Annotated in this window: 22 protein-coding genes and 1 other annotated feature; of the genes, 19 read left to right on the top strand and 3 right to left on the bottom strand. The window is 42.1% G+C overall.

Going from position 1 to position 20,642, the window contains the following annotated elements:
- Positions 1-5 precede the first annotated feature (5 nt).
- Positions 6-1,544 carry an L-serine ammonia-lyase, iron-sulfur-dependent, subunit alpha gene (locus tag H8S07_RS10930; protein ID WP_117536905.1) on the top strand — a complete coding sequence of 513 codons (1,539 nt, stop codon included), beginning with the start codon at positions 6-8 and terminating at the stop codon, positions 1,542-1,544.
- A 186-nt stretch (positions 1,545-1,730) separates the two neighbouring features.
- Positions 1,731-2,675: an AEC family transporter gene (locus tag H8S07_RS10925; RefSeq protein WP_118659429.1), complete on the top strand. Its 945-nt coding sequence runs from the start codon at positions 1,731-1,733 to the stop codon at positions 2,673-2,675.
- Positions 2,676-2,700: 25 nt separating this feature from the next.
- Here H8S07_RS10925 and H8S07_RS10920 read toward each other — a convergent pair whose 3' ends face one another.
- Positions 2,701-3,324: an Ig-like domain-containing protein gene (locus H8S07_RS10920; protein WP_021860747.1), complete on the bottom strand. Its 624-nt coding sequence runs from the start codon at positions 3,322-3,324 to the stop codon at positions 2,701-2,703.
- 144 nt (positions 3,325-3,468) lie between these two features.
- Positions 3,469-3,739, top strand: a binding site (T-box leader).
- Between the two features lie 81 nt (positions 3,740-3,820).
- Here H8S07_RS10920 and H8S07_RS10915 point away from each other — a divergent pair.
- The 15 genes from H8S07_RS10915 (at position 3,821) to H8S07_RS10850 (ending at position 18,051) form a co-directional block, all read left to right on the top strand.
- Positions 3,821-6,484, top strand: a complete 2,664-nt coding sequence (locus H8S07_RS10915) for a valine--tRNA ligase (protein ID WP_021860748.1) — start codon at positions 3,821-3,823, stop codon at positions 6,482-6,484.
- A 25-nt stretch (positions 6,485-6,509) separates the two neighbouring features.
- Positions 6,510-8,720 carry an LTA synthase family protein gene (locus H8S07_RS10910; RefSeq protein ID WP_118659433.1) on the top strand — a complete coding sequence of 737 codons (2,211 nt, stop codon included), beginning with the start codon at positions 6,510-6,512 and terminating at the stop codon, positions 8,718-8,720.
- Positions 8,720-10,063: a bifunctional folylpolyglutamate synthase/dihydrofolate synthase gene (locus tag H8S07_RS10905; RefSeq protein WP_021860750.1), complete on the top strand. Its 1,344-nt coding sequence runs from the start codon at positions 8,720-8,722 to the stop codon at positions 10,061-10,063. The genes H8S07_RS10910 and H8S07_RS10905 overlap by 1 nt, the downstream gene beginning before the upstream one ends.
- On the top strand, positions 10,047-10,181 hold the full coding sequence (locus tag H8S07_RS14655; RefSeq protein WP_021860751.1) for a hypothetical protein: 135 nt from the start codon (positions 10,047-10,049) through the stop codon (positions 10,179-10,181). The genes H8S07_RS10905 and H8S07_RS14655 overlap by 17 nt, the downstream gene beginning before the upstream one ends.
- 10 nt (positions 10,182-10,191) lie before the next feature.
- On the top strand, positions 10,192-11,517 hold the full coding sequence (locus H8S07_RS10900) for a tetratricopeptide repeat protein (RefSeq protein WP_118659437.1): 1,326 nt from the start codon (positions 10,192-10,194) through the stop codon (positions 11,515-11,517).
- 84 nt (positions 11,518-11,601) lie between these two features.
- Positions 11,602-11,913, top strand: a complete 312-nt coding sequence (gene spoIIAA, locus H8S07_RS10895; protein WP_021860753.1) for an anti-sigma F factor antagonist — start codon at positions 11,602-11,604, stop codon at positions 11,911-11,913.
- Positions 11,914-12,369 carry an anti-sigma F factor gene (spoIIAB, locus tag H8S07_RS10890; RefSeq protein ID WP_118519547.1) on the top strand — a complete coding sequence of 152 codons (456 nt, stop codon included), beginning with the start codon at positions 11,914-11,916 and terminating at the stop codon, positions 12,367-12,369. It begins immediately after the preceding gene.
- A complete protein-coding gene (locus H8S07_RS10885) occupies positions 12,348-13,061 on the top strand; it encodes a SigF/SigG family RNA polymerase sporulation sigma factor (protein ID WP_186856004.1) in 714 nt (237 codons plus the stop codon). Before spoIIAB ends, H8S07_RS10885 begins: the two co-directional genes overlap by 22 nt.
- Before the next feature lie 64 nt (positions 13,062-13,125).
- The gene (locus H8S07_RS10880; protein WP_021860756.1) at positions 13,126-13,293 is read left to right on the top strand and encodes a hypothetical protein; all 168 of its coding nucleotides are present in this window, start codon (positions 13,126-13,128) and stop codon (positions 13,291-13,293) included.
- Positions 13,277-13,933, top strand: a complete 657-nt coding sequence (locus H8S07_RS10875; protein WP_118519545.1) for a stage V sporulation protein AA — start codon at positions 13,277-13,279, stop codon at positions 13,931-13,933. The genes H8S07_RS10880 and H8S07_RS10875 overlap by 17 nt, the downstream gene beginning before the upstream one ends.
- Positions 13,893-14,312: a stage V sporulation protein AB gene (locus H8S07_RS10870; protein ID WP_118519544.1), complete on the top strand. Its 420-nt coding sequence runs from the start codon at positions 13,893-13,895 to the stop codon at positions 14,310-14,312. The genes H8S07_RS10875 and H8S07_RS10870 overlap by 41 nt, the downstream gene beginning before the upstream one ends.
- Positions 14,313-14,316: 4 nt before the next feature.
- Positions 14,317-14,796: a SpoVA/SpoVAEb family sporulation membrane protein gene (locus H8S07_RS10865; protein ID WP_118519543.1), complete on the top strand. Its 480-nt coding sequence runs from the start codon at positions 14,317-14,319 to the stop codon at positions 14,794-14,796.
- A 2-nt stretch (positions 14,797-14,798) separates the two neighbouring features.
- A complete protein-coding gene (locus tag H8S07_RS10860; RefSeq protein ID WP_186856003.1) occupies positions 14,799-15,815 on the top strand; it encodes a stage V sporulation protein AD in 1,017 nt (338 codons plus the stop codon).
- A gap of 78 nt (positions 15,816-15,893) precedes the next feature.
- Positions 15,894-16,250 (top strand): stage V sporulation protein AE, encoded by a 357-nt coding sequence (gene spoVAE / locus H8S07_RS10855; protein ID WP_118519593.1) that lies wholly within the window; start codon positions 15,894-15,896, stop codon positions 16,248-16,250.
- A 166-nt stretch (positions 16,251-16,416) separates the two neighbouring features.
- Positions 16,417-18,051, top strand: coding sequence for a Na/Pi cotransporter family protein (locus tag H8S07_RS10850; RefSeq protein WP_118519542.1), 1,635 nt, complete (start codon positions 16,417-16,419; stop codon positions 18,049-18,051).
- Positions 18,052-18,205: 154 nt separating this feature from the next.
- On the opposite strand, the gene H8S07_RS10845 is transcribed toward H8S07_RS10850, so the two are convergent.
- Both H8S07_RS10845 and H8S07_RS10840 read right to left on the bottom strand, forming a co-directional pair.
- Positions 18,206-18,457, bottom strand: coding sequence for a GNAT family acetyltransferase (locus H8S07_RS10845; protein ID WP_118519541.1), 252 nt, complete (start codon positions 18,455-18,457; stop codon positions 18,206-18,208).
- 14 nt (positions 18,458-18,471) lie between these two features.
- Positions 18,472-18,735, bottom strand: coding sequence for a hypothetical protein (locus H8S07_RS10840; RefSeq protein ID WP_021860763.1), 264 nt, complete (start codon positions 18,733-18,735; stop codon positions 18,472-18,474).
- Positions 18,736-18,920: 185 nt separating this feature from the next.
- Here H8S07_RS10840 and H8S07_RS10835 point away from each other — a divergent pair, with 185 nt between their 5' ends.
- Entirely contained in the window at positions 18,921-19,985 is a 1,065-nt protein-coding gene (locus H8S07_RS10835) for a PTS transporter subunit IIC (protein ID WP_118519540.1), read from the top strand.
- A gap of 68 nt (positions 19,986-20,053) precedes the next feature.
- Positions 20,054-20,587 carry a cob(I)yrinic acid a,c-diamide adenosyltransferase gene (locus tag H8S07_RS10830; RefSeq protein ID WP_226976675.1) on the top strand — a complete coding sequence of 178 codons (534 nt, stop codon included), beginning with the start codon at positions 20,054-20,056 and terminating at the stop codon, positions 20,585-20,587.
- The last annotated feature ends 55 nt before the right edge of the window (positions 20,588-20,642 follow it).

Raw genomic sequence — 20,642 nt, 5'->3', positions numbered from 1 at the left:
GGAAAATGGAAACAAGTATTTTTGAAATAATAGGACCGGTTATGATCGGTCCGTCCAGCTCTCACACAGCTGGTATGGCCAGAATAGGAATGATGGCAAATCGTATTTTACAGGTGGAAGCAGCTTCTGTCAGATTGACGTTGAGTCCGAAAATGAGAACTACTTATTATGGACATCGTTCTGATGCAGCACTTTTTGGCGGAACGCTTGGAATGTCGGAAGATGATCCGGAGATTCGTGATGCAATTGCAATCGCACATGCGAACGGAGTGGAGACAAAGGTAGATTTTCTGGAAGAAGGAAAATATCCGGAAAATTCAGCCAGAGTTACAGTATATACAAAAGATGGTGAAGAATATTCCGTATTTGGAACTTCAATAGGTGGCGGAAGCATTCTTATCAGTGAAATTGACCGGGTTCCTATGCGTCTGACAGCGGATACCTGGCATGTGATAGTATGGAGTGAAACAGAGCTGGCAAAAGAGACATTTGCAGGAGCAAAAGAAGTACAGCAGGGCATTTCAGAAAAACAAGAATATGTAACGTGTGGTACGTTTCTTGAAAAACCGGATGAGAGTATGCTTGAGCTGCTTCGCGGGCAGAACATGGTGAAAAAAATAAGTCTTGCGTCACCGGTTCTTGCCTATGGATCCTCTAAAAGACATGTAGAATGGATCAGTTCTTGTGACAGCGTTTGTGAATATGCTGAAAAGGAGAATTTAACACTGGCAGAGACTGCTGTCAGATATGAATCCTTACGATCCGGATTTTCGGAAAAAGTAATTCGTGACCGAATGCATGAACAGTGGCTTTTGATGAAAGAATCTGTGAAAAAAGGACAGGAAGAGCATCAGCTGCTCTATGGACTTACCAGTGGAAAAGATGGAAAAATGCTGATGCAGGCAGTGGAGAAAGAAGAGACGATTTCAGGAGGTACGATTCCACTTGCGACAGCAATGGCTCTTGGAGTTATGGAATATAATGGCTCCATGGGATGTATTGTCGCAGCTCCAACTGCAGGTTCCTCAGGAATTGCACCTGGATGCATGACTGCATTGCAACAGGTACATCAACTTTCAGATAAACAGATTGAAGACGGGCTGTTTGTAAGTGCATTGATTGGCGTTATAATGGCTGCTTGTGATGTGTCTTTTTCAGGATCTGTCGGAGGCTGCCAGGGAGAAGTAGGAGTATCCAGTGCAATTACATCAGCAGGTATGGCCAGTATTTTCACTGAAGATAAGGAAGCAATTATGCATGCAATGGCTATTTGTATGAAGAATTTGCTGGGACTTGTGTGTGATCCGATAGCAGCACCGATTGAAGTTCCATGTATAAAGCGAAATGCAGTTGGTGTGGCAAATGCTTATATTTCTTCCGATATGGCTTTGGCAGGAGTAAGAAGCTTTATTCCGCCGGACGAGGTGATCGATGCACTGATTGATGTAGAGAAGCGCCTGCCATCAGAATTAAAGTGTGCAACAATAGGTGGATTGGCATGTACCAAAACAGCTGTGTGTACACGAAAAAAATTAACGCAGTAGATTTTTAACATAGAACCCTATAATATGAAAATGAAAAAGAGACTTACGCATGAATGAGATGCTCCCCTTCTATGGAGTGTACAAACAGAGTGCGGTCTCTTTTTCATTGTTTATAGACAAAAAATATGATAAAATATGTGAGAATTTTAACCTGATAATATTGTATAAGAAGGAACAGAAGAGAAAATGGAAAATCTGATATTTAGTTTAAATGCAACCGTCCCGATTTTTTTACTTATGATTCTGGGACTATTATTTCACAAAATCGGATGGATTGATGATGTATTTGCACAGAAAATGAACAAATTCGTATTTGTGGTTCCGCTTCCGGTTTTAGTGTTTAGTGATCTGGCCACAGTCGATTTTCACGAAGTATGGAATATGAAATTTGTATTGTTTTGTTTTCTGGCAACATTTTTCAGTATTACACTGGTATCATTTATGTCACTGGGGTTAAAAGAAAGAGCTTTGAGAGGAGAATTTATTCAGGCGTCCTACAGGAGCAGTGCAGCTCTTCTGGGAATTGCATTTATACAGAATATATACGGAAATGCAGGAATGGCACCGGTTATGATCATTGGAAGTGTGCCGCTTTATAATATTATGGCAGTATTGGTGTTATCCCTCTTTAAGCCGGGACAGAGTGGACTTGATAAGGCTGTTTTAAAAAGAACAGCAAAAGGTATTGTGACGAATCCGATTATTTTAGGAATTGTAGCAGGACTTCTTTGGTCTGCACTTGGACTTAAGATGCCACATATTATGCAGAAGACGGTAACAAATATTGGCGGTGTTGCAACGCCGATGGGGCTTATGGCAATGGGAGCTACTTTCGATATAAAGAAGGCATTTGCAAAAGTGAAACCGGCAGCAGTTGCAACATTTATGAAATTAATTGGTCTTGCGGCAATCTTTCTTCCGATTGCGATTATGCTTGGATTCCGGAGAGAAGAACTGGTGGCGATACTGGTAATGCTGGGATCAGCGACAACAGTAAGCTGTTTTGTGATGGCCAAAAATATGGGACATGAAGGAGTCCTTAGTTCCAGTGTTGTAATGCTTACTACATTGTTCAGTGCATTCACACTGACAGGCTGGCTGTACATATTAAAAAGCATGAACTTTATATAGTTCATGCTTTTCAAAACTTTTGATACTAATGACAAACTTTGCAAGGCCTTTTCTTTGGACATGAGGCGAGTGATCCTGATTTTACAACACGAGAGCGGCTAAGCGTAGGGCAGCTTCTGGTGCTGTGGTAGACTTGTCCGGAAGGAGTCCAATATACGGTTCCAGAAGTCTTTTTCGGTTTTGGTTTTCTCTTTTTAGTAATGATCCGTACTTTGCACGTAGCTTTTTTTCCGGATTTTAAGGTGACAGTTATTTTAACTTTTCCGTTTTTCTTTGCTTTGATTTTCCCGGTTTGTGTGACAGATGCCAGTTTTTTATTGCTAGATTTCCATTTTTTTACAGAATCTCCTCTTCCATAGGAAACTTTAAGCTTTTTTGATTTTCCCTTATAAAGCGTTAGCGATTTTGGTGCTATTTTAGCATATGCTTTTATTTTTGGAGTTGTTTTGGTTTGAATGCTGTCGCAATACCAACAAAAGCGTTCTTTTGTACCGGTTCTAAATACAGTTGCTTCTTTTACTACCTCCCATTCAGACCAGTCGTGTGTGCAGACATCAGCATCTGAATCAGCGGCCTGTGCCGGTAATGGCATAGGAAGCAGAACTGTCAGCAATAAAGCGACTAACAGTGTGGTAAATTTCTTTTTCATGATTTCTTCCCTCTTTCTATCGATTATGATAACTTTATTATAAGAAGTAAAAAAGTGAAAGTCAAACCTTAAGGATTTCTGAAATCTGTGTAAAATCCTTGACAAAAACAGAATCGATAGATATGATATTCAGTGAGTTTATACGTAAAGGCGTTGAAGAAGAGGAGTATGTATCATTCCCTGCCAGAGAGAACTGTCCGCAGGCTGGAAGACAGTTTCAGAATCAGAAGATACAGAAGGTAGCTTTGGATGCCGGATATCTGAAACGACAGGTTACGAACTGGTCAGTAGAGTTAGAGATCAGAGGAACAAGTAGGATATCCCGGAGTCATTCCCGTTAAAGAATAAGATGAGAGATATGGAAGAGTTTCTTCTATATTATAAAGGTGGTACCGCGGTTACAGTCGCCCTTTACGTGTGTAAAGGGCGTTTTTAATTGTCCAAATGTGACCAAAGTGTGAAATAAGAACTTATGAGGAATTATGAGGAGGAAACAATGAGTCAGAACTTAGAGACCACATACAATCCAAAAGAGATTGAATCAAAATTATATGAAAAATGGTGTGAAAACCAGTATTTTCATGCAGAAGTAGACAGAAGTAAGAAACCATTTACAACAGTAATGCCGCCACCGAATATTACCGGTAAGCTGCATATGGGACATGCTTTAGACAATACACTGCAGGACATTCTGATCCGTTATAAGAGAATGCAGGGGTATAATGCTCTGTGGATTCCGGGAACAGATCATGCAGCAATCTCTACAGAAGTAAAAGTTACCAATCAGTTAAAAGAAGAAGGAATTGATAAAAAAGAACTTGGAAGAGAGAAATTCTTAGAGAGAACATGGCAGTGGAAAGAAGAGTATGCCGGAACAATCGAAGGACAGTTAAAGAAACTTGGTGTTTCCTGTGACTGGGACAGAGAGCGATTTACAATGGATGAAGGCTGCTCCAAGGCTGTAGAGCAGGTATTTATCAGCCTGCATGAGAAAGGATTTATTTATAAAGGATCCCGTATCATTAACTGGTGTCCGGTATGTAAGACATCCCTTTCTGATGCGGAAGTAGAGCATGAAGAGCAGGATGGATTCTTCTGGCATATCAAATATCCGATCGTTGGAACAGATGATTTCCTTGAGATTGCGACAACACGTCCGGAGACAATGCTTGGAGATACGGCAATCGCAGTACATCCGGATGATGAGAGATACAAAGATATCGTAGGAAAAAAATGTCTTCTGCCGCTGACAGACAGAGAGATTCCGATCGTTGCAGATTATTATGTAGACAAAGAATTCGGAACAGGTGCTGTTAAGATTACACCGGCTCACGACCCGAACGACTTTGAAGTCGGAAAACGCCATAATCTGCCGGAGATCAATGTCATGAACGATGATGCGACGATCAACGAACAGTATGGTGGTAAATATGCAGGTATGGATCGTTACGAAGCAAGAAAAGCAATGGTTGCTGATCTGGAAGAGCAGGGATATCTTGTAAAGGTTGTTCCGCACTCTCATAATGTTGGAACACATGACCGTTGCCACACAACGGTTGAACCGATGGTAAAGCAGCAGTGGTTTGTGAAGATGGACGAACTCGCAAAACCGGCGATCAATGCGATCAAGACTGGCGAATTAAAATTCGTTCCGGAGCGTTTTAACAAGATTTATCTGCACTGGCTGGAAAATATCCGTGACTGGTGTATTTCTCGCCAGATCTGGTGGGGACACAGAATCCCGGCTTACTACTGTGATGATTGCGGAGAAGTTGTTGTATCTCACGGTATGCCGGAAAAATGCCCGAAATGCGGATGTACACATCTGACACAGGACGAAGATACACTGGATACATGGTTCAGTTCAGCGCTGTGGCCGTTCTCAACACTTGGATGGCCGGATCAGAGCGAAGATCTGGATTACTTCTATCCGACAGATGTGCTTGTAACAGGATATGATATTATCTTCTTCTGGGTAATCCGAATGGTATTCTCAGGATATGCACATACTGGAAAAGCGCCGTTCCATACCGTATTTATTCATGGACTGGTAAGAGATTCACAGGGACGTAAGATGAGTAAGTCTCTTGGAAATGGTATCGATCCACTGGAAATCATCGACCAGTACGGAGCAGATGCGCTGCGTATGACACTGATTACCGGTAATGCACCTGGTAACGATATGCGTTTCTATAATGAAAGAGTTGAGGCAAGCCGAAACTTTGCAAATAAAGTATGGAATGCGTCACGTTTCATTATGATGAACCTGGATGAGAAGAAATTAGAAGAACCTGCAAAAGACAGCTTGCATCCGTCAGATCAGTGGATCTTATCAAAATGCAACACATTGATTAAAGATGTGACAGAAAACATGGATAAATTCGAACTCGGAATTGCATTGTCTAAGCTGTATGACTTCATCTGGGATGAGTTCTGTGACTGGTATATCGAGCTTGCAAAATATCGTATTTACCATGCAGAAGAAGATCCAAAGGGAGCAAATGACGCACTCTGGACATTAAGAGAAGTTCTGAAAGACTCTCTGAAATTACTGCATCCGTATATGCCATTTGTAACAGAAGAGATTTACGGCAAGCTGATTCCGGAAGAGGAGTCACTGATGATGTCTGCATGGCCGGAATATGACGAAGCTCTGAACTTTCCGGAAGCTGAGCGCATTGTAGATCACTACAAAGAGATTGTACGTGGTATCCGTAACGTACGTGCAGAGATGAACGTTCCGAATTCAAGAAAAGCAACTGCATATGTAGTTTGCGAAGATCAGACATTATGCGATGGACTTGCATTTATGACAAATTCTGCAAAACAGATGGCTTCTGTGCTGGATCTTGTTATTCAGAAAGATAAAGCAGGAATTGCAGATGACGCAGTATCCGTAGTTGTTCCGGATGCAACTGTATACGTTCCGTTAGAAGAACTGATTGACTTCGATCAGGAAATCGAACGTCTGACCAAAGAAGAAACTCGTTTAAATAAAGAGATTGCCCGTGCACAGGGAATGTTAAATAATGAAAAATTTGTAAGCAAAGCACCGGAAGCAAAAGTTCAGGAAGAACGTGAGAAACTGGAAACTTACAAACAGATGAAAGCACAGGTATCTGAAAGATTGGAAGGACTGAAAGCAAAACAGTCCAAATAAACTAGAAGATATGTAAGGGGATATTATGAAAAAAATTCATATTAAAAAACCGGATATTAAAGGTGCAATTGACAAATTAAAGAATCTGAAAAAAGAAGACGTTATTCGCCACTTTAAGGCACGAAAGGAGCGGCGTGCGAGAATTATTGAAGCGCGCCGCAACAGTGCATTTGCAAGGAAAATGCAGCCTGTTTATAAATTTATGAATCGTTTTTCGCTGGTGTTCCATGCGCTGCTTGCATGTATCATCAACTTCGCAATTGAGGCGATTTCCCGTCATTCACTCGTAGAAGCGTGGATTTATATGACGGGATCCCCTTTGGTATTTTTGTATAATGCATTTATGATATTTGTCACATTTTCCATTGTATATTTGTTCAAGCGGAGAGTGTTTGTCCGGATTATTATCAGTGTATTCTGGATGATTCTTGGTATAGCAAACGGCTATATGCTGCTAAAGCGTGTTACTCCATTTAATGCGCAGGATTTGAAGATTGCATCAGACGGATTATCGCTGATCAATAAATATCTGGACGGATTTGAGATTATATTATTTATCGTAGGAATCGCGGCGGTTGTTGTATGGATGATTTCTATGTGGAGACGTGGCGGACAGTATGATGGAAAGATTCACCACGTTCGTGCATTGATTGGAATTGTTGTATGTGCAGTGTTATATGTATTTGTTTCCAATCAGGCAGTAGACAAAAGAGTCGTATCCACATATTTCGGAAATATCGCATTTGCATATGAAGACTACGGACTTCCGTACTGCTTCATGGCAAGTGTGTTCAACACCGGAATTGATGAGCCGAGCGGTTACAGTAAGAAAACGATGGAAGAGATCGGACAGAATGGGAAACTTACGGAATCTAAGATCACAAATGCAAAGACGAAGAAGACAAAACCGAATATTTTATTTGTTCAGCTGGAATCTTATTTCGATGTAGATAATGCAGAATTTTTCAAGACATCTCAGGATGTGTGCCCGAATCTTCATAAGATGTTTAAGAAATATTCGACCGGATATTTCAAGGTACCATCAGTAGGAGCCGGAACAGCGAACACAGAGTTTGAGGTGCTGACCGGAATGAATTTACGTTATTTCGGACCGGGAGAATATCCATATAAGACAATGCTGAAGGATCATACATGCGAGAGTGCGGCTACTGCATTAGGAAAATTAGGATACGGAACACATGCGCTGCATAATAATGGCGGTAATTTCTACAGCCGTGCGAGAGTATTTAATAATATTGGATTTGACAGTTTTACGAGTAAAGAATTTATGAACATTTTGCAGCTTACAGAGAATGGCTGGGCGAAAGATGCCGTGCTTGTACAGCATATTATGGATGCGATGAATTCAACAAAAGAAAATGATTTCGTATTTACAGTCAGCCTGCAAGGACATGGTGATTACCCGACAGAGAAAGTAATCCAGAATCCGAGAATTACAGTATCGGGGATCGATGATGAGGCATTGAAGAATAAATGGGAATACTATGTAAATCAGGTTTATGAGATGGATCAGTTCGCCGGTAATCTGATTAAGGCAGTAGAGAAGAGAAAAGAACCGACCGTTGTAGTTTTCTACGGCGATCATCTTCCGACAATGGGCTTAAAAGCAGAAGACTTAAAGAGCCGGTATCTCTACAACACGAACTATGTCATCTGGGATAATATCGGGCTTAAGAAACAGGACAGAAATATTCCGTCTTACCAGATCATGTCAGAAGTATTTGAACGTCTGGGAATCCATTCCGGAACATTGTTCAACTATCATCAGACAAGAAGAAAGACGAAGAATTATCTGTCCGACCTGGAGCTTTTACAGTACGATATCCTTTATGGCAAACAGTATGTTTACAATGGCAAGAAACCGATCACAGAAGGACATATGAAGATGGGAATCCGCAATGTAACATTGAAAAATGTTGTACCGCATCTCGATGAAGGTTACAGTCTGTATGGCGAAAACTTTACCAAATCGAGCAAAGTATTTGTAAATGACGAGAAGCAGGATTCTACGTTTCTGAATAATACGAGAATTGACCTGGATGAGACAGAACTTAAGAATGGAGATAAGATCTCGATTGTACAAATGGGATCTAGCGATACGGTATTCAGAAAGTCAGATGAATATATTTATAAGGATGGAAAACTGACAGTACAAAAAGGAACAGGAACCGATACAACCAAGTCCTGGGTACCACAGGCCGACGGAGATAAATAATGAAACATCAAATACCGTCTAATTACAGGGAAGCTGTCGATTATATCGAAGAGCTTCCCAAGTTTACGGAAAAACATCCGTTAAAGCATACAAAAAAATATTTGGAAAAATTACAGAATCCGGCAGAGAACTGCAAAGTCATCCATGTGGCGGGTACGAATGGAAAAGGTTCCGTATGTGCTTATCTGCAGGCTGTTTTGCAGGCAGAAGGGAAAAAAACAGGTTTTTTCACATCGCCACATCTGATCAAGATCAATGAACGAATACAGATTGACAGAGAAGAGATTTCCGATGATACATTTTATGATGTATTCTGTGAAGCGTATCATGTAGCACAGGAAATGGAGCAGGAAGGTGAAGGACATCCTTCTTATTTTGAATTTCTGTTTGGCATGGGGATGAAAGCCTTTGAAAAGGCAGGCGTAGAATATATCATTTTGGAAACAGGACTCGGTGGCAGACTGGATGCGACCAATGCTGTGGAAAGTCCGGTTCTTACAGTCATCACATCCATCAGTCTGGATCACACAGCGATTCTGGGTGATACAATTGAGAAAATTGCTTTTGAAAAAGCAGGGATTATCAAGGAAGGAGTTCCGGTTATTTTTGACGGAAGCCGGGCAGAGGCGACGGAAGTGATACGACGCCAGGCGGAGAAAATGCACGCACCTTGCAGAAAAATCTCGAAAAATGCGTTCGAAATCCGTGAAGTTACGAGAAACCATATTGCATTTTCAAGGCGAAATGCTTATGATAAAGATGTTATCTGGCAGGTTCCAATCTGCGGATGTTATCAGGTAATGAATGCGCAGATTGCGTTGGAAGCACTGGAATGTCTGTTAGGAAACTGTGAGAGCGAACCGGACAGGAGGAAGAAGTGGGTTGATGCCGTCGCATCTATTCACTGGGAAGGGCGTATGGAAGAAGTAGCGGAGCATGTGCTTGTAGACGGAGCGCATAATCCGGGTGCGATCGAAGCGTTTGTGGAGAGTATACACCTTTTGTATCCGGAACCGGAACCATTGCCGATAGTAGTATTTTCTGCTGTGGCGGACAAAGACTACGAGTGGATGATTGCATATCTGTGCAGGTATCTGCCGGCAAAGTTATATATTGTAACAGAGATCCCTGACAAACGGAGAGTGTCAGCCGAAGAACTTAAGAAAGTATTTGAAAGATATACGGACTGTGAAGTTGTGGCTAAAAGCGATATAGGGGATGCCCTTAAGGAAGCTTATGACAGACGGGGAGAGAGTGAGATTTACTGTCTCGGATCTTTGTATCTTGTGGGAGCTATAAAAGAACGAATAGCAGGAGGTAACAATCATGCTGAATTACGATGAAGAAGTGAAGAAGTTTCAGCCGAGTCTGGAAGTAGAAGATATCGAGGGCGCGGTGTATCAGGAAGACTTAAGTGATATGACAGACATTATACGAGAGATGATGGAACAGACGAAATAAAGGGGATTATATGGATTATTCAACGAAACTCGTGTACCAGTCCAACTACTGGTATAATGATGGTCTGAAGCGTGCGAATATACGGGATCTGTCCGGAGCAATTCTATCGCTCAGACGTAGTTTACAATATAATAATGCGAATGTAGCAGCCAGAAACCTTCTCGGTCTTGTTTATTATGGCAGAGGAGAAGTGGTAGAAGCACTTGTAGAATGGATTCTCAGTAAGAATTTCCAATCCAAAGATAATATTGCCAATTATTTTATTAAAAAGGTACAGGAAGTTCCGGGAGAGCTGGAGCAAGTGAACCAAGCAGTCAAAAAATATAACCAGAGTATTAAATATGCCAGACAGGGTGGCGATGATATTGCGATCATGCAGCTTAAGAAAGCAGTTGCCGCGCATCCGGGTTATGTAAAAGCACGCCAGCTTCTGGCACTTCTGTATCTGAAGAATGAACAGTATTCTATGGCGAGACAGGAGATCCGTGCAGCGCACAGGCTAGATACGACAGATCCGGTGACACTTCGATATATGCATGAACTGAATCAGATCCGAAAGAGCAGAACTGTCAGAATAAAAGATAAGAAAAAAGAAGATTTTGTTTCTTACAATCTGGGAAATGAGACGATCATTCAGCCGGCATCCGGTAATTTTAAAGAAAATCTGGGGCTGCATACAGTTCTGAATATTTTGATCGGACTTGCAGTCGGTGTCGCGGTTATGTGGTTTCTGATCCTTCCGGCGGTATCTAATTCAAGACAGAAGACTGTCAACAAACAGACGGCTTCGTTCAGTGACCAGATTGCAACGCAGGATGCGCAGATTAGTGCACTTAAGAAAGAACTGGAAACTTACCGCTCTTCCGACAAGAAGAATAAGAAATCAAAAGCAACCGCAGCTACAACACAGGAAAGCTATGAGGCGGTGATGAACATTGCTGATCATTACAAAGCCGGTGATATGAGTAATGCGGATATGCTGGCAGAGCTTCTGAAAGTGAATAAGAGCACACTTGGCACACAGGGAAAGAAACAATTTGAGCAGATTACATCATCACTTTATCCGACAATGTGCCAGAGATTATTTGCTACTGCGACAGCAAATTATGATGCGGCAAATTATGATACTGCGATCAGTAATCTGGATCAGATCATGCAGATGGACCAGGGTTACAATGATGGAAAAGCAATGCTCCTTCTTGCACAATGCTATGAAAAACAGAATAAGACAGGCAAGGCTAATACATACTATCAGAAGATTGTCGATAAGTACAGCGGAAAAGAAGCGGCTACAACAGCGCAAGAGGCATTGAATAAACAGAATAAACAAAACTAAATAAATATATGAATGTAATTACGAAAGAAAAGGATATGCGAAGAAGCATGTCCTTTTTCTTTACTCAAAAAAGGAGGACACACAATGAAATATGAAGTGCAGGAGAACTGTCTTACTATTTTTCTCCCCGGAGAACTGGATCATCACAATGCAGAAGAAATCCGGAAACGTTCCGATTATCTGATCGACCAGAATCATATCCGGTATGTGATCTTTGATTTTACGGATACGACATTTATGGACAGCTCCGGAATCGGTGTCATTATGGGGAGATATAAACGAATTTATATGCTGGGAGGAGAGGTGTGTGCCGTGCATACAAGTGAAAGAATGAAAAAAATACTGACGATGTCAGGAGTAACCAGGATCATGCAGATTTATGAGGAGGACAGGTAGATGGAAAATACGAATGAAATGGAACTTATTTTTGACAGCCGCTCGGCAAATGAATCTTTTGCCAGAGTAACTGTTGCATCCTTTATGACGTCACTGAATCCGACACTGGAAGAAGTGTCGGATGTGAAAACGGCAGTTTCAGAAGCTGTAACAAATGCCATTATACATGGATATGAAAATGAAGTACATAACATCCGCATCCACTGTAAAACAAAAGGACAGACTTTATATGTAGAAATCTCTGATCAGGGAAAAGGAATTGAAGATGTAAAGCAGGCAATGGAACCGCTCTTTACAACAAGACCGGAACTGGATCGGTCGGGAATGGGATTTTCCTTTATGGAAGCATTTATGGATCTTTTGGAAGTGGAGTCGGAAGTCGGGAAAGGAACGACGGTAAAGATGGCAAAAACTATTGGTAAAGGACGTAAATTATGGATCACACAATCGCTTTGATCAGAAAATCACATGCGGGCAACCGTACGGCAAGAGCGCAGCTTGTAGAAGAAAATACAGGACTTGTCTGGTGTATTGTGAAACGGTATTTTAACCGGGGTGTGGAAGCAGAAGATTTGTTCCAGATCGGAACGATCGGGCTTTTGAAAGCGATTGACAAATTCGATCTGAAATATGAAGTGAAATTTTCAACTTATGCAGTCCCGATGATCGTCGGTGAAATCAAACGCTTTCTGCGGGACGATGGAATGATCAAAGTGAGCAGATCGCTGAAAGAACTGGCATACCGCGGGTATCTCTGTCAGGAAGCACTTGGTAAAAAACTGGGACGCGAGCCATGTATTACAGAAGTTGCTGCAGAGATGCAGGTAGAACCGGAAGAACTGGTACAGGCGTTTGAAGCGACCGGAGAATTGGAATCTCTGCATAAACCAATCTACAGAAAAGACGGACAGGAGCTGACACTGGCAGACAAACTGGCAAGTCCGGCAGAAGAGACGGAAAAAGTGCTGAATCACATGTTTTTGAAAGAATTGCTGGCAAGTCTTAATAAAGAAGAACGAAGACTGATCTATCTGAGATATTTTGCAGAACGCACACAGTCTCAGGTGGGAGAAGAACTTGGCATTTCGCAGGTACAGGTATCCCGGATGGAGAAAAAAATATTAAAAAGTATGCGGGAACAGATCTGACAGGCATATCCATGAATAATTTTTCTGGAACCATCCATACTAATCACAGAAAGAAGGTGAAAGTATGGATGAAACCAGAAAGAAGTTCCGGATATGCCTGATCTGCGTTGTGGCGGCAGCGGTTCTGACCGGTATGATCTATTATTTTGCAGAGTGTAATGCGGCGGAAAGAGAGACGGAAGGAACGCTGGTAGATAGAAGGTGGGAGGCAGAAAGTGGCATCGAACAGTGAAACAATCTATATTAAGGCAGGTCGTAATACAGAAGTAAAGAAACCGGACATAACATTGGGAGAAGTGCTGGAGATTACATGCGTGAATCCATCAATGGAAGCAAAAGTCCGGTCTCTTCGCCTGTTAAAAGGAATCAACGGTCGTGTAGTGGTATCGGTGCTGAAAGTTGTTTCTATGATACAGGAAGTGTATCCGAACGCAGACGTGCAGAGTATCGGAGAGCCTGATTTTATTGTAACCTATGAAGAGCCGGGGAAAGGCAGCAGATTCATGCAGAGCATAAAAGTCGTGTTTGTGTCCGTGCTGAGTTTTTTTGGTGCGGCATTTTCCATCATGGCATTTAATAACGATGTGGATGCACCCAAACTTTTCGACCAGATATACACACAGATCATGGGGAATAAACCGGATGGCTTTACCATACTGGAACTGACATACAGTCTTGGACTTGCAGTTGGAATATTGATCTTCTTCAATCATTTTGGAAAGAAGAAATTTACCGTTGATCCGACACCGATGGAAGTAGAGATGCGGCTGTATGAAAATGATATTCAGACAACCCTGATTGAAACATATTCGAGAAAGGAGAGGGAGCTTCATGTGGATCAGACAGATTCTTCTTGCGGTCATAGGAAGTAGTGCAGGTGCGGTGGCAGCAGGTGGTCTGTTTGCATTTATCGCAGAACTTGGCGTAATCTCGGATTTCGCAGACCGGACACACACAGGAGATAAGATCCAGTGGTACGAAACATGCGTAATGCTTGGCGGTATTTTGGGCAATCTGTTCTGGCTCTATCAGATACCGCTTCATGGCGGTGTGATACTGCTGGCGGCAGTGGGGATATTTTCAGGGATGTTTGTCGGCTGCTGGGCAATGGCGCTGGCAGAGATCCTGAATCTGTTCCCGGTATTTATGCGGCGTTTTAATCTGGTGAACTGCCTTGCAGGTATTATTTTAGGAATCGCAGCCGGGAAAACACTCGGATGTATATGGATTCTTTTACAGGAGGCGAAATGACAGAATGTTAAATAATGAGGTAAATGACAAAAAAGCGCAGGAAATGAAAAAAGAAAACTACAAAAAATATGTAAAACAGAAAACACCGGTGCATGCACTTGGAACAAATATGTTCCGCGCATTCCTGACCGGCGGAATCATCTGTACGATCGGGGAATTTTTACTGAACTGGTGTGAAAATATGGGAATGACCAAAGAAATCGGTGGAAGCTGGTGTTCATTGATACTGGTATTTTTAAGTGTTCTGCTGACAGGATTCAATATTTACCCGAAGATTGCAAAATGGGGAGGTGCAGGGGCACTTGTTCCGATTACCGGATTTGCCAATTCGGTAGCAGCACCGGCAATTGAATATAAAAAAGAAGGACAGGTCATGGGAATTGGCTGCAAGATCTTTACAATCGCAGGACCGGTGATCTTATATGGAATCTTCACCAGTTGGGTACTGGGTATTGTTTACTGTATTTTCGGGAAAGGAGTCTGAAGATGCAAAGAGGAAAACAGAGTATTATTTTTAAAGAAGGACCATATCTTATAAGCAGTGCATCTGTTGTTGGGAAAAAAGAAGGAGAAGGTCCGCTTGGGGAGTTATTTGATATTATAGAAGAAACTGATCTTTTCGGAGAAGACAGCTGGGAAGAGGCAGAGAGTACAATGCAGAAGGAAGCATGCCAGATTGCGCTCGGAAAAGCAGGTCTTAAACCGGAGGACATCCGGCTGACATTTGGAGGTGATCTGCTACGGCAGGGAATCGTCACATCTATGGGAGCAAGACAATTTGAAATCCCACTGTTCGGTCTGTATGGCGCCTGTTCTACTTCTGGTGAAGCGCTTGCACTGGGAGCTATGTGCGTGGGGGCAGGCTATGGCGAGTATATGCTTGCTGTAACATCCAGTCATTTTGCCTGTGCGGAAAAAGAATTCCGCTTTCCGCTCGGTTATGCCAGCCAGCGCCCCTTGAGCGCGCAGTGGACTGTGACCGGAAGTGGTGCATTCATCATCGGTGCGGATGGAGCACAGAAGAAAAGTCGTGTGAAGATCACTGGAATTACAACAGGAAAGATCATTGATTACGGCTTAAAAGATTCCCAGAATATGGGGGCTTGTATGGCGCCGGCGGCATGTGATACGATCTGGCAGCATCTTAAAGATTTTGGAAGACAGCCCGAAGATTATGACCGGATCATAACCGGAGATCTTGGCTATGTCGGACAGAGTATTCTATTTGACTTGATGAGAAAAAAAGATATAGATATTAAAAAGATGCATATGGACTGTGGAATGCAGATTTTTGATCAGAGTACGCAGGATACACATGCCGGGGGCAGTGGATGTGGCTGTGCTGCGACAACGCTCAGTGCTTATATTCTGCCGAAAATAGAAAGCGGTGAATGGAAGCGTGTATTGTTTGTGCCGACCGGGGCTCTTATGTCTACGGTTAGTTACAACGAGGGAGCGAGTGTGCCGGGGATCGCACATGCGATCGTACTGGAACATGCATAGCATGTGATATAAATGAACGCTTTGGCAGGAGAGAGTATTTCTCCTTCAATTTTACAAAAAAGAAAGGCAGGAAATAAGATGGAATATATCAATGCATTCTGGGTGGGCGGTTTAATCTGTGCGTTGGTGCAGATTCTGTTAGACCGGACGAAACTGATGCCCGGGCGGATCATGGTTCTTCTGGTGTGTACCGGGGCAGTACTTGGCATACTTGGAATCTATGAACCAATTCAGGAATATGCGGGCGCCGGTGCGAGCGTTCCCCTTACAGGATTCGGAAATCTCCTATGGCAAGGTGTCAGAAAGGCGGTTGACGAAGAAGGCGTGATCGGAATTTTTCTGGGAGGTTTCCAGGCAAGTGCGGCGGGAATTGCCGGTGCTTTAATATTTGGATATCTGGCTTCGCTTATATTTGAGCCGAAAATGAAGGAGTAATTGAAAAAGAGATACCAAAAAGATATAAAAAAATCGAAAAAAAGATTGTGTTCTTCTATAACAAATGGTATTGTAAAAACAGTGAGCTTATTAAGAATAAATTAAGAAATTGTAAAAAAATAAGCTTAAAAAACAGCATAAGGGATATATTTGTAGGAGGAAGACAATGAATTATGTAGATATACTGATACCTTTTGTCGGTGGTCTTGGAATGTTTATTTATGGTATGCAGATCATGGCACAGGGACTGGAGAATGCAGCGGGAAGCAAGATGAAATCACTGCTGGAAGTGCTGACGAAGAACAAAGTGATGGGAGTGTTACTAGGAGCTGCTATCACAGCAGTCATTCAGAGCTCTTCAGCGACAACCGTCATGGTCGTTGGTTTTGTTAATGCCGGAATCATGAACCTGACCCAGGCAATGGGAGTGATCATGGGTGCCAACGTTGGTACAACCGTTACCGGATGGCTCGTATCTTCCGTAGAGTGGGCAGAATTTTTAAGCCCGGAGAAGCTAGCACCGATCGCAGTGATTATCGGTGTGGTTATCATGTTGACAGGCAAGAGACGTACATCCAAAGAAATCGCCAATATTATTGTTGGCTTTGGTTTACTTTTTATCGGTATTTCTACGATGTCATCAGCAGTAGAGCCGCTGAAAGAATTTGACGGATTTGTACAGATGTTTGTTACATTAGGAAAGAATCCAATCCTCGGTATTCTGGCTGGAGCGCTTGTAACGGCAGTGATTCAGAGTTCTTCCGCATCGGTTGGTATTCTGCAGAGTCTTGCGGCAGCGGGATTGGTACCATTCAGTGCAGCTATTTATATTATCATGGGACAGAATATCGGTACTTGTATTACAGCAATTTTATCCAGTGTAGGTGCGAAAAAGAATGCGAAGGCAGCAGCACTTATGCACCTGATCTTTAATATCATCGGAACGATTATTTTCAGTATCATTGCAATCGTTTACTTTACCGTGCTGAATCCACAGGCAGGAACAGGAAATATTACACAGACAGAGATCAGTATGGTGCATACATTCTTCAACATTGCAACGACAGTTATGTTATTCCCGGCATCTAACCTGATCGTGAAAATTGCCAAGAAGATCGGCCGTGTGGATGAAGACGCCAATGATCCGGGAACAGTACTTCTCGATGAACGTATGTTACAGACACCGAGTATTGCTCTGCAGTCTGTGATAAAAGAAACCGTTCGTATGGGCGAGATCGTAAGGAGATCCATTGAAGTTGCAAAAGATGTATTGTATACACAGGATCAGGAAGCAATTGATATTTTGAAAAATGATGAGAGTGATGTTGACAGACTCTGTGCGGGAATTACCAATTATACAATCAAATTATCTTCCTTACAGATCAGTGAGAAAGAGCATCAGGAGGCAGCACATCTGTTACAGGTGCTTTCCGATATGGAACGTGTCAGTGATTACTGTGAAAATATCTCTGAGTTTGCAGAGACACTCCGAGATAAGAAAGCATCCTTCTCTGAGACAGCAAAGAAGCAGTTAAAAGAAATGATTGAGGAGACTGCGAAAAGCTATTTCTATGCACTGGATGCATTTAAAGAGCAGAGCCATGAGAAGGCACTGCGCGTTATTGAAAAAGAGACAAAAGTGGATGACCTTGAGGTGAAACTGCGGAGCCGTCATATTAAGAGACTGTCTAATAATGAATGTAATACAGAAGCGGGTATTGTATTCTTAGATACGCTGGTTTGTATGGAACGTATTTCTGACCATGCAAGAAATATCGCAGAAGAAGTACTTGAAGAGTAATCAGCGGATAAAACTCGCAAAGTGTATTTTATCCGTTGTGAGTAAGACATCTGGACTCGAATAAAAAAATTGGGTAAAAAATGTCATGTATCAGCAAGAACCGGTACATGACATTTTTTGTGCCTTTGTTTACATATTACATGAATATCGAATTTTAATCATTATAAGACTTTTCGTGAACTTCCGACAGCCATTCCAAGGCCTGCGTAAGTCCATCTGCGGAAAATTCAAATTTCTTCCATTCTTTCTTCTCATCAGCAGTCTTCTCAAAACAATATGGTTCCGGATAGGTACATGCTTTTAATGTATCCTCATCTTTTTGCAATAAATAGCGCATACCGTGATGAGAACCGGTATAGACTTCTTTCTTTAAAAATTGTAAAGATAATCCGATTGGTTCCAGCATGATAAAACTCCTTTTTATTCTTCTATAATATGGATTTCCAGATAATCAAAATCAATAGAATCTACAAAATTATCCTGATAAAATCTTGTCTTATCGTGGCGTTTAAATTCATCTATCGTAGATTCCAGCCAGATTGGTTTGCTGAGATCAAATTCATAGCAGATCTCTTCCAGTGCGTGAAAGATCTTATGGGTTCTTGTATCATCTGAATCATCACAGATCACAGTGTCCCGAAGCATATGATTGTCTTTAAATTCTTTGCCCCATAAACGAAACATAAGTGTTCCCTCGCTTTCCTGATAATGAAATGAGTATAGTCGTTTTCTGAGAAAAAGTAAACACTTTTAGAGAGTAAACTTTTTATGGAAGTTGCTTTTTGGCAGAAGCTATGATAGGATTTTCCTAAATGACAAGACACATAACAATACAGATGATGTATTGGGTGTAATTATGAGGTGGGAAAATGGAAAAAGTAAAGAAAGTGTTGGATCGGATTTTTATTGAAGGGCTAAGTGCGATGGCGCAGGGCTTGTTTGCAACGCTGATCATCGGCACGATCATTCAGCAGATCGGAAGTTTTATTCCCGGGCAGGCAGGAACGATACTGTTTGTAATTGGCAAAGTAGCTGCGTCTCTGACAGGAGCAGGAATTGGTGTTGCAGTTGCTTACAAATTTAATGAAAGCCCGCTGGTTGTTGTATCTGCGGCAACAGCAGGTATGACAGGCGCATTTGCAAGTAAATTGCTGGCAGGAACAGTTCTGGTTGACGGAGCAATGGTTTATTCAGGTCCGGGAGAACCATTAGGTGCATTCCTTGCAGCGTATGTAGGGATTTATTTCGGACATCTTGTTTCCGGAAAAACGAAAGTGGATATTCTTGTAACACCAATTATAAGCATCGGAACAGGTTCTGCTGTAGGGCTGATCCTTGGACCGCCGATTTCCGGATTTATGGTGTGGCTTGGTTCGGTTATTAACTGGGGAACAGAACAGCAGCCATTTTTGATGGGAATCATTGTTTCTGTACTGATGGGAATGATACTGACATTGCCGATCAGTTCGGCGGCACTGGGAATTATTTTGAATTTATCCGGTCTGGCAGCAGGAGCGGCGACGATAGGCTGCTGTTGTAATATGGTTGGATTTGCCGTGGCAAGCTACAGAGAGAATAAGATTGGAGGACTGCTTGCACAGGGAATTGGAACTTCTATGCTGCAAGTCCCGAATATTGTAAGAAAACCGATAATCTGGTTTCCGGTGATCCTGTCCAGCGCGGTTTTAGGACCGACAGGCACAGTTCTTCTGCATATGACAGGTAATGCAACCGGATCAGGAATGGGAACGGCAGGATTGGTAGGGCAGATCATGACCTGGCAGACGATGATCGCAAGTGAGACAGGAGCGGTTGTATTGTTAAAGATTCTGCTGATACAGATTGTGCTTCCGGCAGTCGTAACACTGGGAATCAGTGAATGGATGCGAAAAAAAGGATGGATTCAATTCGGAGACATGAAATTGGATTTCTAAATGCACAGGACATGAATTCATGGTATACTGTTAAGAGGTAACGAAAGAAGAGAAAACAGAAAGCGGGGATGTTAGCAATGATAGGAACCGGAAGAATTCATGTATATTACGGAACAGGAAAAGGCAAGACAACAGCGGCAGTAGGACAGGTGATCCGGGCAGCGGGGAGCGGACTTAAGGTTCTGATGTTTCAATTCATGAAGAACAATTCTTCCAGTGAGCGTGCAATCCTGGAGCAGATTCCGAATGTAACGTGCCTTCCGGGCAGGGATAAGATCAAATTTTACAATCAGATGAATTCTGATGAACGGGCAGAATTAAAGCATTATAACACGAAAGCATTAGATGAGATAATCAAATTCTGTAGTCCGTTTGACGTATTATTTTTAGATGAGATACTGTGCGCAGTTTCTCTGAATCTTCTGAATGAAGATAAACTGATGAGTTTTCTGGAGCATAAGCCGAGAGGACTGGAGATCATTATGACCGGACATGAAGTGTCAGACCGGATCATCCGTGCTTCCGATTATGTGACGGAGATGAAAAAAGTAAAACATCCATATGACAAGGGACAGTCAGCAAGAGAAGGAATCGAATATTAATCCTTAAAAATCTATTAAAACAGGAACAATTTCTGGCCGCTTATGTTATACTCTT

The organism is Dorea hominis, assembly GCF_014287705.1.
Lineage (GTDB): Bacteria > Bacillota > Clostridia > Lachnospirales > Lachnospiraceae > Dorea_D > Dorea_D hominis.
Note: the sequence above shows the minus strand (reverse complement) of the source record. Positions and strands in the feature narration are given on the sequence as shown.